A 15912-nucleotide genomic window follows, 5' to 3' on the forward strand; every position below is an offset into this window, starting at 1 on the left:
CCCTGCCGTGTGCCCGGGTGGGCCGACGCGCGGCCGCCCCGTCACCGGGCCCGCCCGGGCCGTGCCGTTCGCCCACCACGCCCGGTGGCGCGCGCCGCGCCGCGGGGCCCCCGGCGCGGCTCGGCTCAGGGGCGGGAGGCCGCCGCCCCGTGGAGAGCCCCGAGTACCGTCGCGACGGCGGGGGCCTCCGACGCTCCCCTGCGTACGGCCGCGACGACGTGCCGGACGGGGCGGTCGGCGTGCAGGTCGCGCATGGAGACGCCGTCGCGCGGGACGGCCGCCATGCGGGGTACCAGGGCCACGCCCATCCCGGCCCCGACCATCGCGAGGATCGCCGTCCAGCCGGCCGCCGTATGGGCCTGGTGCGGGCGGAAGCCGGCCGTCTCGCAGGCCGCATGCGTGATGGCGGACCAGGGGCCGCTGCCGCCGAAGATCCACGGCTCGGCGGCGAGGTCCGCCAGGCGGAGCCCTTCCGCGCGGGCCAGCGGGTGGTCGGCGGGCAGGGCCACGTCCAGCGGGTCGGCGAGCAGCGGGACGCGGGTGAAGCGCGGGTCGGCGGCGCTCGGCGCCTGCGCGGCCAGCGACAGGGCGAGGTCCACCTCCCCGGCGGCCAGCAGTTCGTACGCCTCCTGCGCCTCGGCCTCCCGCACCCGCACCGTCACGGCGGGGTGGCTCGCCCGCAGCGCGGTGACGGCCGGTACGACGAGCGCCGGCACGGCGGTGGAGAAGGCGCCGACCCGTACCTCGCCGGCCTCTCCCCGGACGTACGCCGACAACTCGGCCTCCGCCCGTTCCAGTTGCTCGAAGACCGCCTCCGTGTGCCGCAGTACGAGGCGGGCCGCGTCCGTCAGTCGGACCCGGCGCCCCTGGGCCCGGAGCAGTTCCACGCCGAGCTGCCGGGAGAGGTTCGTCAGCTGCTGGGAGACGGCGGACGGCGTCATGTTCAGCGCCTCGGCCGTCGCGGTCACCGTGCCCCGTTCCCGCAGCGTCCGCAGGATCTGCAGCTTGCGGATGTCCCAGTCGGCCATGTCGGCAACCTGTCCGCGCCCGGCCCCCGTCACCGACGCGACCCCGCGCCGAGGACGACACCGCCGAGGATCAGCGCCATGCAGCCCGCCTGCGCCCAGCCGGTCGGTTCGGCCAGCAGCGCCCAGGAGAGCAGGGCGACGCACACCGGCTGGAGGTAGTAGACGACGCCGGCGCGGGACGGGCCGATCAGGGAGATCGCCCTGTTCCAGGCGAAGAAGGCCACCGCCGAGGAGGCGACACCGACGTAGAGGAGGGCGAGGACGGTGCCCGGCTCCGGGCTGAAGCCGCCCCGCGCGGCGAGGCTGACGCCCTGCGCGGGAAGCAGCATGAGGGTGCCGAGGAGGAACGTGGTGAACAGGAACCCGACCCCGTCCAGACCGGTGGGCCTGCGGCGCAGCAGCGCGCTGTACGACCCGAAGCAGCAGGCCGCGGCGATCATCCACAGGTCGCCCGCCGAGAAGCCCGCCCCGCCTCCGACCAGCAGCAGCACCCCCGCGCAGGCGACGAGCAGCCCCGCCACCCGACGGGCGCCGAGCCGTACGCCGCCCGCCCGTTCGTAGACCGCCATCAGCACCGGGGACGCCGCCATGATCATGCCCATGTTGGCGGCGGGCGTGGTGACGCCGGCCTGGTTGACGAGGGTGTTGTAGACGGCCACGCCGAGCAGGGAGGCGAGGAGTACGAAGCCGAGGTGGCGCCGGATGAGCGCGCGCTGCCGCCATGCCCGCCGGGCGCCGAAGGGGGCCACGACCGCGAGCGCCACCACCCAGCGCCAGAACGCGTGCTGCACGGGCGGGACGCTGTCCCCGAGGGCACGGGAGGCGACGAAGCTGCCGGACCAGACGACGGTGGCGAGCACGGCGAGCCCGATCCCGAGCGCGACGGGGGCGGCGGGCGCGGCGAGGGCGTTGGCAGGGGTGGGAGCGGGGGTGACGGTCCGGCGGTCGGCTACGGCCACGGAGGTCCTTTCACTGTCGACGGTCGTGGTGGAGCTACCGTCGCAGGCCCGGACCCGTCAGGTCCATCGAATCTTTTCGACTGTTCCTTGAAGGAGAACTGAACGGTTCGAGCGCCGTGCCCGTCTTCGCTCGCGGCGCCCGCTGCCCCGCGACCGTCGCCCCGAACGCCAGCGCCATGCCGGCCAGTTGCACCGGCGTCAGCGTCTCGCCCAGCGCCGCCCAGCCGACGACCGCGGCGGTGAGCGGCGAGAGCGGGCCGAGGAAGGTGACCTGGGTGGCGGAGAGCCGGCCGATGCCGCGGAACCAGAGCCAGTACGCCACCGCCGTGTTGGCCAGCGCCAGGTAGAGGTAGCCGCCGACCGCCGCGCCGTCCAGGGCGGGTGGAGCACCCTCGACCAGGAGGGCGACCGGCGCGATGAGCAGCCCGCCCGCGGTCAGTTGCCAGCCGGTGAGCGCGAGCGGGCCGACGCCTTCGGGGCGGCCCCAGCGCTTGGTGAGCACGGTGCCGGTGGACATGGACGCGGCGGAGGCCAGGGCGGCCGGCGCGCCGAGCGCGTCCAGCCCCCCGGCCGCCTTCAGCACGACCAGGCTGACGCCGAACGCGGCGACGACACCGGTGAGCACCGCGCGCGTGGTGGGCCGCTGTCCCAGCAGCAGGGCCGAGAGCCCGACGACGAAGAGCGGGCCGACCGAGCCGACGACGGCCGCCATGCCGCCCGGCAGCCGGTACGCGGAGAGGAACAGCAGCGGGAAGAAGGCGCCGATGTTCAGCGCGCCCAGCACCGCCGCCTTCCACCACCAGGCGCCGCGCGGCAGCACCCGGGCGAGCGCGAGCAGCAGCAGGCCGGCGGGCAGGGCGCGGGCCAGACCGGTGAACAGGGGCCGGTCCGGTGGGAGGAACTCGGTGGTCACGGCGTAGGTGGTGCCCCAGGAGACGGGGGCGAGGGCGGTGAGCGCGATGAGGGAGGTGCGACCGGCGGACGGCATGGAGGTAGCTTACTTGTAAGCAAGTTTCCGTCAAGCTACTTTCTTGCGGCCGAGCGGAATCCTCCCGATACTCGTGCCATGACCGATCACCCCGGGACACCCCCCGAGTCCTCCCCCGAGCCGCGCAAGGACCCCGTCGACGCGATCGTCGACCAGTGGGCGGTGGTCCGTCCCGACCTGGACACGGCCGCCATGGAGGTGTTCGGCCGGGTCTTCCGGCTGGCCCGCGCCATGGGCGACCGGATGGAGAAGGCGTACGCCCGCTTCGGGATCTCCCGCGGGGAGTTCGACGCCCTGGCCACCCTGCGCCGCTCCGGCGAGCCCTACACGCTCTCGCCCCGGCAGCTCTCGGCCACGCTGATGCTCACCACCGGCGGCATGACCGGCCGCCTGGACAAGCTCGAACGCGCGGGGCTGCTGCGGCGCTCCCCCGACCCGCACGACCGCCGGGGACTCCAGGTCACGCTCACCGACCGGGGCCTGGAGCTGATCGACGAGGCGGTCGGCGCGGGTCTCGCCGCCCAGACGGAGGCCCTGTCCGCCCTGGACGCGCGACAGGCCGCCGAGGTGGCCGGCCTGCTGCGGGTCCTGCTCGCCGGCACCGAGAAGTAGGCCGGGAAGCAGGCGGATCCCTCAGATCCCTCAGCCCACGTGCGCGGCGACGGCCGACCCGGTCTCCGCCGCGCCGGCGTCGTCCGCCGCCCAGGCCACGTACCCGTCGGGGCGCACCAGCACCGTCGTACGCCGCCCGCTCGCCCAGCACTCCACGGACAGCCGCTCCTTGCGGCCCTCCCCGTCCAGGTGCGCCTGCGCACCCTGGGCCGACGCCGGAGTGATCAGCACGAACCGTCCGCCGCGCAGCGCCTCGTAGAGCCGGCCCCCGCCCGCGAGGGGCAGGTCCGGGACGCGGGTGCCGGTCAGCCCGTGGGCGCCGCGGGGAGCGGGGTAGTTGTAGCCGATGCCCGTGACCCGGCCGGTGACCCGGCGACGGGCCGGGCCCACGTGGCCGAGCTGCCGCGCGAGGAGGTCGGACGGGCCCTGATGACGCACTTCCTCTCCCGGTGGGAGGAGAACGAGGTGCTCACGGCGCTGCTCCGGGCCGGGACCACCAACCAGGCCGGGGCGGAACGCATGCAGGGCATCTTCCGCGACCAGGTACTGCCGGTCGCCCTACGGGTCTGCCCGGACCCCGAGCAGGCGCCCGCGCGGGCCGCGCTCGTCGCGACGCAGGTGCTCGGTCTGGCGCTCACGCGCTACATCCTGCGGTTCCCGCCGGCCGTGGCGCTGCACCGCGAGGAGCTTCTGGCGTGGCTGGCGCCGACGCTCGAACGCTATCTGACCGCGCCGAGTCCCTGAGACACGCGGCCCCGGCCCGTGAGAACGCCAAAGGGCGCCGCCCCGTCACATGTGTGCGGGGCGGCGCCCTCGGTGAAGCCGTTGCGGAGAGGTCAGGCCTTCGCGGCGACCTCGGCCTTGGTCTTGGTCTTGTTCTTGGTCCCGGGAGTGATCACCCGGTGCTCCGGCTTGGACCTGTCCAGGGCCATGACCAGACCGGCGATGACCACGAACAGCGCGAGCGGGGCCAGGACGTAGTAGCCCAGCGTCTCGATGACGCTCAGGCCGGTGCCGGGGTCGTCGCCGTCGTCGCGGGTCAGCGCGAGCGCGGGGGACGACATGAGCAGCATCATCAGCGTCGTACCGGCTGCCAGGGCGCCGGCGCGCAGGGCGTTCTTCTTGTCCACGGTGCCAAGTTAGCGAACGGCCGGAGGGACCGCGCGCCCGGGGTGCCCGTACGGGGCCCGCGGGCGCCCGGTTCAGCCGTCCCGGCCGTCGTCGCGTTCCCTTACGACGTCGATCAGGGCGTGCAGGCGGGGTGAGGCGGCCAGGTCCTCCAGGGTCACCGGGCGGCCCTCGGCGTCGGCGACGGGCAGCCGCCAGTTCGGGTACTGGTCCCAGGTGCCGGGGAGGTTCTGCGGGCGGCGGTCGCCGACGGCGTCCGGGAGCCAGACGCCGACCATGCGGGCCGGGGTGCGCAGCAGGAAGCGGTGCACGGCCTGGATCTCCGCCTCCTCCGCGGGGGCTCCGGTGTCGCCGCCGGTGCCGTCCAGCAGCCCGAGCCGGGCGAGGACTTCCAGCCACTCCGCGGTGTCCGCCGCGGACTCGGCGCGCTCCCGCTCCAGCGGGCGGGTGAGCAGGCCGAGGCGGTCGCGGAGTTCGACGTGCTCGCCGGTGAGGCGGGCTGCGGTGGACGGCAGGTCGTGGGTGGTGGCGGTGGCGAGGCAGTCGGCGCGCCACCGCTCGGGTGGCAGCGGACGGCCGTCGCCGGTCCAGTCGCGCTCGAACCACAGCACCGAGGTGCCCAGCACCCCGCGTTCGCGCAGCGCCTCGCGCACGCCGGGTTCGACGGTGCCCAGGTCCTCGCCGATGACGACGGCACCGGCCCGGGTGGCCTCCAGGACGAGGACGGCGAGCATGGCCTCGGCGTCGTAGTGGACGTAGGTGCCCTGGGTGGGCGGGTGGCCCTCGGGAACCCACCAGAGCCGGAACAGGCCCATGACGTGGTCGACGCGCAGCGCGCCGGCGTAGCGGAACAGGCCGCGCAGCAGGTCCCGGAAGGGCGCGTACCCGGAGTCGGCGAGGCGGTCGGGGCGCCAGGGCGGCAGGCCCCAGTCCTGGCCGAGGGCGTTGAAGGCGTCGGGCGGGGCGCCCACCGACATGCCGCGGGCGAAGTACTCCTGCTGCGCCCAGGAGTCGGCGCCGCGCGGGTGCACGCCGACGGCGAGGTCGTGCACGATCCCGACCGGCATCCCGGCCTCGCGGGCGGTGTGCTGGGCGGCGGTGAGCTGGGTGTCGGTGAGCCAGGTGAGCCGGGAGTGGAAGTCGACGCGGTCCATCAGCTCGGTGCGGGCGCGTTCGGTGGCGGCCGAGCGGGGGTCGCGCAGACCCTCGGGCCAGCGGTGCCAGTCGGGGCCGTGGATCTCGGCGAGCGCGCACCAGGTGGCGTGGTCCTCCAGCGCGGTGCCCTGTGCGGCGAGGTAGTCGCAGTAGGCGGCGCGGCGGCCGGGCCCGAGGGGGACCTCGTGGAGCAGGTCGAGGGCGTCGCGCTTCACCTCCCACACGGCGTCCCGGTCGATGAGGGCGCCGTCGTCCAGTACGGCACCGCGCAGCCGTCCCGCCCGTTCCCCGAGCTTCCGGGCGCGCTCGGGGTCGGTGACGTAGGCGTACTCGGGCACGTCCTCGATCCGCAGGTGGACGGGGTCGGGGAAGCGGCGCGAGGAGGGCCGGTACGGGGAGGGGTCGGACGGGGCGCCGGGCACGGCCGCGTGCAGCGGGTTGACCTGGACGAACCCGGCGCCGAGGGCCCGTCCGGCCCAGTCGGCCAGTTCGCGGAGGTCACCGAGGTCGCCCATGCCCCAGGAGCGGCGGGAGAGGAGGGAGTAGAGCTGGACCAGGAGTCCGTGGGAGCGGCCGGCGGGCGCGGGCAGCCGGGCGGGCGCCACGATCAGGTGGGCCCGGGCGGTGCGGCCGTCGGGGGTGGTGGCGGTCAGGCGGTGGACGCCGGGCGGGAGCCGCCCGGCGTCGTCGCGGGTCTCGCCCTGCTCGGTGTCGACGCGGAGCAGGGTGCCCTCGGGCAGTGCGGCGAGAGCGGCCGGCGTGCCGCCGTCGCTCCAGCCGACCACGGTGGGCGGCAGCAGGCGGTCACGCAGCCCGTTCTCACACGCGGCGAGCGCGGCCCGTACGGCCTCGGGGGTACTCGTGTCCACGCCGAGGGCGGCCAGCGCGAGGGTCACCGCGGTGACCGAGGCCGGGACGGTGCGGTCCGGGGACGGGCGGTAGGCGGTGGCGACGCCGTGCAGGGCGGCGAGCCTGGTCAGATCCTCGGGAAGGTCCTCGGCGGAGGGCTCGGCCGGCCCGGCTGCTGGCATCTGTGACCCTCACGACCTCGTCGGCTCGGGAACGGCGAAGGAGGGGCCGCCCTGCTCCGGCACGTCGGCCGTGAGCTCGGGCGAGGACTCGCTGGTCAGCGGCACGGCGTCGGCGAACGGCGACTCGCTGGTCAGGGGCTCGGCGTCGGGCAGTGGAGGTTCGCTGGTGAGCGGGGTCTCGGCGAAGCTCTGGGCGGCGCCGAAGACGCAGTAGTGCGCGGTCTCGGAGGCGGCGGAGGGCTCGGCCCATGGAGTGGACGGCTCCGCCACGGGTTTGGAAGGGGCCGGGAGCAGGAGGGGTGCAGCCACGGAGATCTCCTTTGGGTCGGGCTGTGTTGCGAGCACGCTTCTTGCGGGTTTCGGCAGCCCCCTACCCAGAAGGTGCGCAGACAGGCACTCTGACACCCGCAACGTGGCCCTGGTCACATCTCACTCCTTCCAAATACCCATGATCCGGGCAAAAGAAATCCCCAACCGAGTCCGTCATGCTATTCACTCAGTACATGTACGTGGTGAATACTGATCTTCATGAGCACCCGCCATCTCCTCCTGGGCCTGATCGCCTCGGGGCCGAGCCACGGCTACGACCTCAAACGGCGCCACGACGAACGCTTCCCACAGGCCCGTCCACTGGCCTACGGGCAGGTCTACACGACCCTGCAGCGGCTGGTCCGGGACGGCCTCGCGGAGGTCGACGGCATCGCGTCCGACGGCGGCCCGGAGCGCACCGCGTACCGCGCGACGGACGAGGGCGCGCGTGAACTGGCGCGGTGGGCGGGCGAGATCGCACCGCCCGCACCCTTCGTGACCAACGAGATCTTCGCCAAGGTCGTCGTCTCGATCCTCACCGGCGGCGACGCGGGTGCCTACCTGCTGGCCCAGCGCGAAGCCCACATGGGCCGGATGCGGGAGCTCACCGCGCTCAAGACGACGCCGGGCACCGACCTCGCGACCGTGCTCTCGGCCGACTACGCCCTCAACCACCTCGATGCCGACCTGCGCTGGATGACCACCACCGCGGCCCGGCTCACCACCCTGACCACGGAGGTCCGCACCGCATGACGAACGGGGACACGTACCAGGCCACGACGGGACCGCTGCTCGCGGCCCGCGACCTGGTGAAGACGTACGGCAGGACAGAGGCCCTGCGGGGAGTCTCCGTCGACCTCCGGGCCGGCGAGATCCTCGCCGTCACCGGGGCCAGCGGCAGCGGCAAGTCCACGCTGCTGCACTGCCTGGCCGGGATCGTCCGGCCGGACGCGGGCTCGGTGACGTACTCCGGCCGGCCGCTGGAGGGGCTGCCGGAGCATCGGCTGAGCGAGCTGCGGCGCACCGACTTCGGGGTGGTCTTCCAGTTCGGGCAGCTGATCCCGGAACTGACGGCGCTGGACAACGTGGCACTGCCGCTGATGCTGGCCGGCACCGCACGGGCCGAGGCGCGGGCGCGCGCCGGTGAGTGGCTGGAACGGTTCGGGGTGCGCGGGCAGGAGGAGTTGCGCCCCGGAGAGATGAGCGGCGGGCAGGCACAGCGGGCGGCGCTGGACCGCCCTGCTGGTCGCACCGGCGGTGTACGCCGCCTGCCTGCTGGCGGCCGCCACGGCTCTGCCGCTGCTGGGGCGCTCGGTGCGGCCGGGAGAGCTGCGGTACGTGTGACGGCCGTTCAGCAGGAGGGTGCAACCGATCCGAACGCCCCGCCCGCCAGGCCGGATCTCCCCTACCCTGACGATGTGGACCCCTGCACAACCGGAGGAGCCCTGTGACCGTGACCGCTGACAGGCCCCAGATGCTCGTCACCGAGTTCGAGGAACTCGCCCGCCATGCCGACCGGAGCATAGAAGGCGCGCGGCTCGAGTTCATCAACGGACACCTTGGGGGCAAGGCCGTGCCGGACGGCGATCACGGACGTGTCATTCAGTGGCTCACGCGCATCTGCATGCAGCACAGGCCTGACCTGTGGCTGGACCCGGTGCAAGGGCTCGTGGTCGAGACGTACCGCGGCGGGCGCGCCCGCCCCGACGGCTCCCTGGCCCCGGCGGAGGCGTTCGTCGGCCAAGGTGAATGGGCCGATCCCGCCCCCGTCCTCATGACCGTCGAGGTCACCTCGTACGACTCCGACACCGACCGACGCGACCGCGTCGAGAAGCCACGTGCGTACGCCGGAGCGGGGATCCCGGTCTTCGTCCTCATCGACCGGGACACCTGCGAGGTCAAGGTGCACAGCCGACCGGACGGCGGACGCTACGAGACCGTGCAGACCCTGCCCTTCGGCAAGGAGGTCGCGCTCCCCGAGCCGGTCGGGATCACGCTGGAGACCGAGCCGCTGAAGAACTGGGTGCGCTGAGCGGCCCCGCACCGGCGTACGCGAAGGCCCGGACCGTCAGGCGGAAATGCCGTCGATCCGGGCCATGGCGTCGTCCGCGCCGTACGGCTGCAAGTAGGGCAGCCAGCGCGGGTCCCTATGGCCCGTGCCGATGATGCGCCAGGCCAGACCGGTGGGCGGGGCGGGTTTGTGGTGCAGGCGCCAGCCGATCTCGCCGAGGTGGCGGTCGGCCTTGACGTGGTTGCAGCGGCGGCAGGAGGCCACCACGTTGTCCCAGGCGTGCAGCCCTCCGCGGCTGCGCGGGATGACGTGGTCGACGCTGGTGGCGACGGCGCCGCAGTACATGCAGCGGCCTCCGTCGCGGGCGAAGAGGGCACGGCGGGTGAGCGGGACGGGGCCCCGGTAGGGCACCCGCACGAACCGCTTGAGCCGGACCACGCTGGGTGCGGGCACGGTGACGGTCGCGCTGTGCAGGTAGGCGCCGGACTCCTCGAGGCATACGGCCTTGTTCTCGAGGACGAGGACGAGCGCGCGGCGGAGCGGTACGACGCCGAGGGGCTCGTACGACGCGTTGAGGACCAGGACATGCGGCACGGGTGCCTCCTTGGGCGTCGGCGGCGCGTGGCTCGCGCCGGGACGATCTGGTTCAGTCTCCCCTCATGGCTGGTCGAAGCGCCACCATGTCCCGGTAACGGGCTGGGAGTGTTTTCGACCACACGGAGCGCGGCGCCGGTGGCGTGACCAGTCCGAGCGCGGGTGAGGACCGTCTCTCCCGCCCATTTCGGGCCGTTCCGCGCCCGGTGCCCCGTTAGTGTGGTGCATCTGCCCGTCCGGTGACCTTTCCGTGACCTTGAACCGGACCTCGAAGGACGGGCCGCCGCACTTGGAGGTAAGCCGTCGTGTCCCTGTCCGCCGCCGTCCGCACGGCCGCCGGTCCGTCGCCGTCCCCGACGCCCTCGGGGTCGACGACGCCGCCCGTGCCCTCGCTCCGGGACGCCCAGGAACACGCGACGAACGCCGCGGGCTGGGTCGAGGAGAACTGGTCGACGTGGCTGGCGATCGGTCTGCGGGTGCTGCTGATCCTGGTGATCGCGGCGGTGCTGCGGGCGGTGGTGCGGCGGGCGATCACCAAGCTGATAGAGCGGATGAACCGCAGGACCGGAACCGGCGGCGGCACCGCGCTGAGCAGTCTGCTGGTCAACGCCGAGCGGCGCCGGCAGCGCTCCGAGGCCATCGGGTCCGTGATGCGCTCGGTGGCCAGCTTCCTCATCCTCGGCACCGCCGCGCTGATGATCCTCGGCACCTTCCAGATCAACCTGGCCCCGCTGCTGGCGTCCGCCGGTGTCGCGGGCGTGGCGATCGGCTTCGGCGCCCGCAACCTGGTCACCGACTTCCTGTCCGGCGTCTTCATGATCCTTGAGGACCAGTACGGCGTCGGCGACAGCATCGACGCGGGTGTGGCCTCCGGCGAGGTCATAGAGGTCGGGCTGCGGGTGACCAAGCTGCGCGGCGTCGACGGCGAGATCTGGTACGTCCGCAACGGCGAGGTCAAGCGGATCGGCAACCTCTCCCAGGGCTGGTCCACCGCCGGTGTGGACGTGACCGTCCGCTCCGACGAGAACCTGGACAAGGTGAAGGAGACCCTCGACGCGGTCGGCGAGCGGATGAGCAAGGAGGAGCCCTGGAACGAGATGCTCTGGGGCCCGATCGAGGTCCTCGGCCTGGACTCCGTACTGCTCGACTCCATGGTCGTGCGGGTCTCCGCGAAGACCATGCCCGGCAAGTCCCTCACCGTCGAGCGTGAGCTGCGCTGGCGGATCAAGCGGGCCTTCGACGAGGCCGGCATCGCGATCGTCGGCGGGGCCACGTTCCCGGTGGACGGCGTCCCGGCCGTCGCCGACCCGGCGGCCGGTGTCGCGCCGCCGTCGGCATACGCGAGCACGGTGTCGCCGCAGTCCGTCGCCGCGTCCCCGATCACGCCGCCGAGTACCACCAAGTAGCGGGACCGGCTCCCCTCCCTCCGTGACACCGCCCCCGAGGTAACGACTGCGTTGCCCCGGGGCGGTCTCTTGACGCCCCCTCCCGGGCGGGCCTACGTTTCTCAGCCAACAGGAAACTTTCCTAACAGTCACCGTCGGTGGGACGAGCAGTGGACTTACCCGTCCCCCACTGAAAGGCTGAGCGGCCGAGAGGCAGGTGTGGACACGCATGGCAGGAACCGCCGGCACGCCGGGCACCCCGCGCGTCCTGCGCGCCATGAACGACCGGGCCGCCCTGGACCTCCTGCTGGAGCACGGGCCGCTGTCCCGGACCCGGATCGGCAAGCTGACCGGCCTGTCCAAGCCGACCGCCTCCCAGCTGCTGGCCCGCCTGGAGGCCGCGGGCCTGGTACTGGCCGGCGGCACCACCGAGGGCCGCCCGGGCCCCGGCGCCCAGCTCTACGAGGTCAACCCGGCCGCCGCGTACGCCGCCGGTCTGGACGTCACCCCGGACCGCGTCCTGGCCGCGGTCGCCGACGTCACCGGGCGCACCGTCGGCCGCTTCGAACTGCCGACCCCTGGCCGGCGGCCGGTCGCCCCGGTGGTCCAGCAGGTCACCGACGCCCTCGACGGCGCGGTGAAGGCCGCCGGGCTGGCCCGGGCCGACGTCCACCGCCTCGTCATCGGCACCCCGGGCGCCTTCGACCCGGGCACCGGGCGGCTGCGCTACGCCTCCCACCTGCCGGGCTGGCACTCCCCCGCCCTCCTCGACGAACTCGCCGCCGCGCTGCCGATGCCGGTCGAGTACGAGAACGACGTGAACCTCGCGGCCGTGGCCGAGCAGCGCCTCGGCGCGGCCCGGGGGCACGAGGACTTCGTGCTCCTGTGGAACCAGGAGGGCCTGGGCGCCGCCCTGGTGCTCGGCGGCCGGCTGCACCGCGGCTGGACCGGCGGCGCGGGCGAGGTCGGGTTCCTGCCGGTGCCGGGCGCACCGCTGGTCCGCAAGGTCAGCCGGACCGGCAGCGGCGGCTTCCAGGAACTCGCCGGCTCCCAGGCCCTGCCGGGGCTCGCCCGGGAGCTGGGACTCACCGACCTTCCCCCGGGGCCGTACCACGAGGCCGCCGCCGCCCTCGTCGCCCGTGCCGCCGAGGCCGACGACGAAGCGCACCGCCGGCTGCTCCAGACCTACGCCACCCGTCTGGCCACCGGCCTCGCCTCCCTCGTCTCGGTGCTCGACCCCGAGCTGGTGGTCCTGAGCGGCACCTCGCTCGCCGCCGGCGGCGAGACGCTGCGCGACCTGGTCCAGGACGAGCTGGAGGAACTGGCCGCCTCCCGGCCCCGGCTCGTCGTCGGTGACGTGACCGACCACCCCGTACTGCGCGGCGCGCTGGAGAGCGCCCTCGCGACCACCCGCGACGAGGTCTTCGACACCTCGCGCTGAGCCACCCCCGCACGGCACCACCCCCGCACGGCACCACCCGCACCGCACCACCACCCCCGTCCCGCCACGCCCTGCCCCAGGGAGCCTCGCCATGCCCGGAATATCCAGAAAGGCCGCCCTCGCGGTCGCCGCCTCCGCCTCCCTCGCCCTGCTCGCCACCGCCTGTACCGGCCAGGCCGATTCCGGCGCCTCCGACGACCCGAACGCCAGGACCACCCTCACCTTCTGGCACGGCTGGAGCGCGCCCGCCGAGGTGAAGGCCGTCCAGGCCAACGTCGACCGCTTCGAGAAGGCGCACCCCAACATCAAGGTGAAGGTCGTCGGCAACATCAACGACGACAAGCTCAACCAGGCGCTGCGCGCGGGCGGTTCGAGCGGGCCCGACGTGGTGTCCTCGTTCACCACCTCCAACATCGGCAAGTTCTGCTCGTCGGGCGCCTTCGCCGACCTGAAGCCCTTCATCGAGAAGTCGAAGCTCGACCTGGACACGCTCATCCCGAAGCCGATGCTGGACTACACGCAGTTCGAGGGCGTGCGCTGCGCCCTGCCCCTGCTCGGCGACGCCTACGGCCTCTACTACGACAAGGACGCCTTCGCGGCGGCCGGCATCAAGGCCCCGCCCAGGACCTGGTCCGAGTTCGCCGAGGTGGCGAAGAAGCTGACCAAGCCGAAGGGCGACGGCTACGAGCAGCTCGGCTTCATGCCGAACTACCACGGCTACGAGACCGTCGTCGACCACTACATGTCCCAGTGGGACCACGCCTACTTCGACCAGGACGGCAAGTCGAGCGTCGCCGAGGACCCGGCCTTCGCGGAGATGTTCACGTACCAGAAGAAGCTCGTCGACGACCTCGGCGGCTTCGACAGGCTGGAGAAGTACCGCAACACCTTCGGTGACGAGTGGGGCGCCGAACACCCGTTCCACACCGGCCAGGTGGCGATGCAGCTCGACGGCGAGTGGCGGCTCGGCATGGCCAAGGACGCCGGGGTGGACTTCGAGATCGGCACGGCGCCGATGCCCGTCGCCGACGACGAGGTGGACGAGTACGGCAAGGGGTTCCTGTCCGGCACCGTCATGGGCATCGCGCCGCAGAGCGAGAAGAAGAACGCCGCGTGGGAGCTGGTGAAGTACATGACGACCGACACCGGGGCCGTCGTCGCCTTCGCCAACGCCATCCGCAACGTGCCCTCCACGTTCCCGGCCCTGAAGTCCCCGGACCTCAGGACCGACCCCGCGTTCAAGACCTTCCTGGACATCGCCCGGCACCCCGGGTCGAACTCCCCGCCGGCCTCCGTCAACGGCTCCACGTACCAGCTCACGCTCCAGGACTTCGGGTACCAGTACGAGTCGGGCAAGGTGAAGGATCTCGAGGCCGGGCTGGAGAAGACCGCCGAGCAGATCGACCGCGACATCGAGCAGACGAAGTAGCGGGCATGACCACGAACACCCTCCGCGCGAAGCGCCGTTCCTCGGCGCTGCGCACGCTGGCCTTCATGTCACCGTGGCTCGTCGGGTTCGGCGTCTTCTTCGCCTACCCCCTGGTGTCCACCGTGTACTTCTCGCTGATGAGGTACGACGGCTTCGGGGTCCCGGAGTTCCGGGGCCTGGACAACTGGGTGTACGTCTTCCAGGACTACCCCCTGTTCTGGCCGGCCCTGCGCAACACCCTGTGGCTGGTCGTGGTGATGGTGACCTGCCGGGTCGTGTTCGGGCTCGGGATCGGGCTGCTCATCACGAAGATCAGGACGGGGGCCGGAGTCTTCCGCACCCTCTTCTACCTCCCCTACCTCGCCCCGCCGGTCGCCGCGACGCTGGCCTTCGTCTTCCTCCTCAACCCCGGCACCGGACCGGTCAACTCCGTCCTGGAGGGCCTGGGCGTCCACGCGCCCGGCTGGTTCACGGACGCCGCCTGGTCCAAGCCGGCGCTGACCGCGCTCGCGCTGTGGGGCGTGGGCGACCTCATGGTCATCTTCATGGCCGCGCTGCTCGACGTACCGAAGGAGCAGTACGAGGCGGCGGAGCTGGACGGGGCGTCGGCGTGGCAGCGGTTCCGGTTCGTGACGCTGCCGAACATCTCGCCGATCGTGCTGTTCGCCGTGGTCACCGGCGTGATCCAGACGATGCAGTACTACACGCAGCCGCTGGTCGCGGGGAAGGTCGCCTCCGGGATCATCGGCGGCTCCGGCCAGTCCTTCGAGCCGGGCTACCCGGACAAGTCGACCCTCACGCTCCCCCAGCTCGTCTACAACCTCGGCTTCCAGCGCTTCGACTACGGCTCCGCGTGCGTGGTCGCCCTCGTGCTGTTCGCGCTGGCCATGGCGTGCACGGCGCTGCTGATGCGCCGCCGGGGCGGACTGATCCAGGCAGGTGACCGATGACCCAGGTACTGGACCGGCCCGTGGCGGCCGGCACGACACCACCCACCGCACGGCGTGCCGCCCGCCGGCGCGTGTTCCTGGAGTGGATCGGCGTCCACGCCCTGGGCGTCGCCGCCGCCCTGTTCTTCACCCTGCCGTTCGTCTTCGTGGTGCTCACCTCGCTGATGAGCGACCAGCAGGCCCTCACCCGGGACCTGTGGCCGCACACCTGGGAGTGGGGCAACTACCGCACGGTCCTGGACACGCCCGGCTTCCTCACCTGGTGGCGGAACACACTGCTCTACGCCGGTCTGGGCACCGCATTGACCGTCGTGTCCTCGGTGCCCGTGGCCTACGCGCTGGCCAAGTTCCGCTTCCGGGGGCGGCATCTGTCCCTGATGCTGGTGATCTCGATGATGATGCTGCCCCCGCAGGTGATCATCATCCCGATGTACCTGTTCTGGGCGAAGCAGCTGGACCTGTCCGGCACCCTCTGGCCGCTGATCATCCCGATGGCGTTCGGCGACGCGTTCTCCATCTTCCTGCTGCGCCAGTTCCTGCTGACCATCCCGGACGAGTACCTGGACGCGGCCAAGGTCGACGGCTGCGGGGAGCTGCGCACCCTGCTGAAGGTCGTCCTGCCGATGGCGAAACCGGGCATCGCGGCGGTGGCCCTCTTCCAGTTCTTCTACGCCTGGAACGACTACTTCGGCCCGCAGATCTACGCCTCCGAGAACCCCGGCGCCTGGACCCTCTCCTACGGCCTGGAGTCATTCAAGGGCGCCCACCACACCGACTGGAACCTCACCATGGCCGCGACCGTGCTGGTCATGGCCCCCGTGATCCTCGTGTTCTTCTTCGCGCAGAAGGCGTTCGTCGAGGGCGTCACACTGACCGGAGTAAAGGGTTGATG

16 protein-coding genes and 2 pseudogenes are annotated in these 15912 nt (G+C 72.8%); 10 read left to right on the forward strand and 8 right to left on the reverse strand.

Annotated elements, in window-relative coordinates:
* Positions 1-125 precede the first annotated feature (125 nt).
* Genes OIE75_RS12550 through OIE75_RS12560 form a run of 3 tightly spaced genes read right to left on the reverse strand, consistent with a single transcriptional unit; the run spans position 126 to position 2975 of the window.
* Positions 126-1028, reverse strand: a complete 903-nt coding sequence (locus OIE75_RS12550) for a LysR family transcriptional regulator (RefSeq protein WP_307012103.1) — start codon at positions 1026-1028, stop codon at positions 126-128.
* A gap of 29 nt (positions 1029-1057) precedes the next feature.
* Entirely contained in the window at positions 1058-1987 is a 930-nt protein-coding gene (locus OIE75_RS12555; protein ID WP_443078338.1) for a DMT family transporter, read from the reverse strand.
* Positions 1988-2021: 34 nt separating this feature from the next.
* A complete protein-coding gene (locus tag OIE75_RS12560; protein ID WP_329470849.1) occupies positions 2022-2975 on the reverse strand; it encodes an EamA family transporter in 954 nt (317 codons plus the stop codon).
* A gap of 78 nt (positions 2976-3053) precedes the next feature.
* Here OIE75_RS12560 and OIE75_RS12565 point away from each other — a divergent pair, with 78 nt between their 5' ends.
* Positions 3054-3587 carry a MarR family winged helix-turn-helix transcriptional regulator gene (locus tag OIE75_RS12565; protein WP_329470850.1) on the forward strand — a complete coding sequence of 178 codons (534 nt, stop codon included), beginning with the start codon at positions 3054-3056 and terminating at the stop codon, positions 3585-3587.
* A 30-nt stretch (positions 3588-3617) separates the two neighbouring features.
* Here OIE75_RS12565 and OIE75_RS12570 read toward each other — a convergent pair.
* A pseudogene (locus OIE75_RS12570) lies at positions 3618-3986 on the reverse strand (aromatic-ring hydroxylase C-terminal domain-containing protein); the annotation flags it as partial.
* On the opposite strand from OIE75_RS12570, the pseudogene OIE75_RS12575 reads away from it, so the two are divergent.
* A pseudogene (locus tag OIE75_RS12575) lies at positions 3984-4331 on the forward strand (TetR/AcrR family transcriptional regulator); the annotation flags it as partial. The pseudogenes OIE75_RS12570 and OIE75_RS12575 overlap by 3 nt on opposite strands.
* 92 nt (positions 4332-4423) lie before the next feature.
* Here OIE75_RS12575 and OIE75_RS12580 read toward each other — a convergent pair.
* The 3 genes from OIE75_RS12580 to OIE75_RS12590 form a co-directional block, all read right to left on the reverse strand.
* Positions 4424-4717, reverse strand: coding sequence for a hypothetical protein (locus OIE75_RS12580; protein ID WP_329470852.1), 294 nt, complete (start codon positions 4715-4717; stop codon positions 4424-4426).
* A gap of 72 nt (positions 4718-4789) precedes the next feature.
* Positions 4790-6901 carry a 4-alpha-glucanotransferase gene (gene malQ / locus OIE75_RS12585; protein WP_329470854.1) on the reverse strand — a complete coding sequence of 704 codons (2112 nt, stop codon included), beginning with the start codon at positions 6899-6901 and terminating at the stop codon, positions 4790-4792.
* 9 nt (positions 6902-6910) lie between these two features.
* Positions 6911-7216, reverse strand: coding sequence for a hypothetical protein (locus OIE75_RS12590; protein WP_122620544.1), 306 nt, complete (start codon positions 7214-7216; stop codon positions 6911-6913).
* A 213-nt stretch (positions 7217-7429) separates the two neighbouring features.
* On the opposite strand from OIE75_RS12590, the gene OIE75_RS12595 reads away from it, so the two are divergent.
* The 3 genes from OIE75_RS12595 to OIE75_RS12605 are packed head-to-tail and all read left to right on the forward strand — an operon-like array spanning position 7430 to position 9242.
* Positions 7430-7963 (forward strand): PadR family transcriptional regulator, encoded by a 534-nt coding sequence (locus tag OIE75_RS12595; protein ID WP_329470856.1) that lies wholly within the window; start codon positions 7430-7432, stop codon positions 7961-7963.
* A complete protein-coding gene (locus OIE75_RS12600) occupies positions 7960-8661 on the forward strand; it encodes an ABC transporter ATP-binding protein (protein ID WP_329470858.1) in 702 nt (233 codons plus the stop codon). Before OIE75_RS12595 ends, OIE75_RS12600 begins: the two co-directional genes overlap by 4 nt.
* Complete coding sequence (locus OIE75_RS12605) at positions 8658-9242, forward strand: Uma2 family endonuclease (RefSeq protein WP_329470860.1); 585 nt, start codon at positions 8658-8660, stop codon at positions 9240-9242. Before OIE75_RS12600 ends, OIE75_RS12605 begins: the two co-directional genes overlap by 4 nt.
* A gap of 36 nt (positions 9243-9278) precedes the next feature.
* Here OIE75_RS12605 and OIE75_RS12610 read toward each other — a convergent pair whose 3' ends face one another.
* The gene (locus tag OIE75_RS12610; protein WP_122620089.1) at positions 9279-9815 is read right to left on the reverse strand and encodes an HNH endonuclease; all 537 of its coding nucleotides are present in this window, start codon (positions 9813-9815) and stop codon (positions 9279-9281) included.
* A gap of 305 nt (positions 9816-10120) precedes the next feature.
* Between OIE75_RS12610 and OIE75_RS12615 the strand changes: the two genes are divergently transcribed.
* From OIE75_RS12615 to OIE75_RS12635, 5 genes are all read left to right on the forward strand, one after another.
* Positions 10121-11221 (forward strand): mechanosensitive ion channel family protein, encoded by a 1101-nt coding sequence (locus OIE75_RS12615; RefSeq protein WP_307012122.1) that lies wholly within the window; start codon positions 10121-10123, stop codon positions 11219-11221.
* Between the two features lie 208 nt (positions 11222-11429).
* Complete coding sequence (locus tag OIE75_RS12620; RefSeq protein ID WP_329470864.1) at positions 11430-12641, forward strand: ROK family transcriptional regulator; 1212 nt, start codon at positions 11430-11432, stop codon at positions 12639-12641.
* A gap of 91 nt (positions 12642-12732) precedes the next feature.
* Positions 12733-14070 carry an ABC transporter substrate-binding protein gene (locus OIE75_RS12625; RefSeq protein ID WP_307012125.1) on the forward strand — a complete coding sequence of 446 codons (1338 nt, stop codon included), beginning with the start codon at positions 12733-12735 and terminating at the stop codon, positions 14068-14070.
* Positions 14071-14075: 5 nt separating this feature from the next.
* Positions 14076-15020, forward strand: a complete 945-nt coding sequence (locus OIE75_RS12630; protein WP_329470866.1) for a carbohydrate ABC transporter permease — start codon at positions 14076-14078, stop codon at positions 15018-15020.
* Positions 15017-15910, forward strand: a complete 894-nt coding sequence (locus tag OIE75_RS12635; RefSeq protein WP_307012130.1) for a carbohydrate ABC transporter permease — start codon at positions 15017-15019, stop codon at positions 15908-15910. Before OIE75_RS12630 ends, OIE75_RS12635 begins: the two co-directional genes overlap by 4 nt.
* Positions 15911-15912: the final 2 nt, after the last annotated feature.

Source organism: Streptomyces sp. NBC_01723 (assembly GCF_036246005.1).
GTDB lineage: Bacteria > Actinomycetota > Actinomycetes > Streptomycetales > Streptomycetaceae > Streptomyces.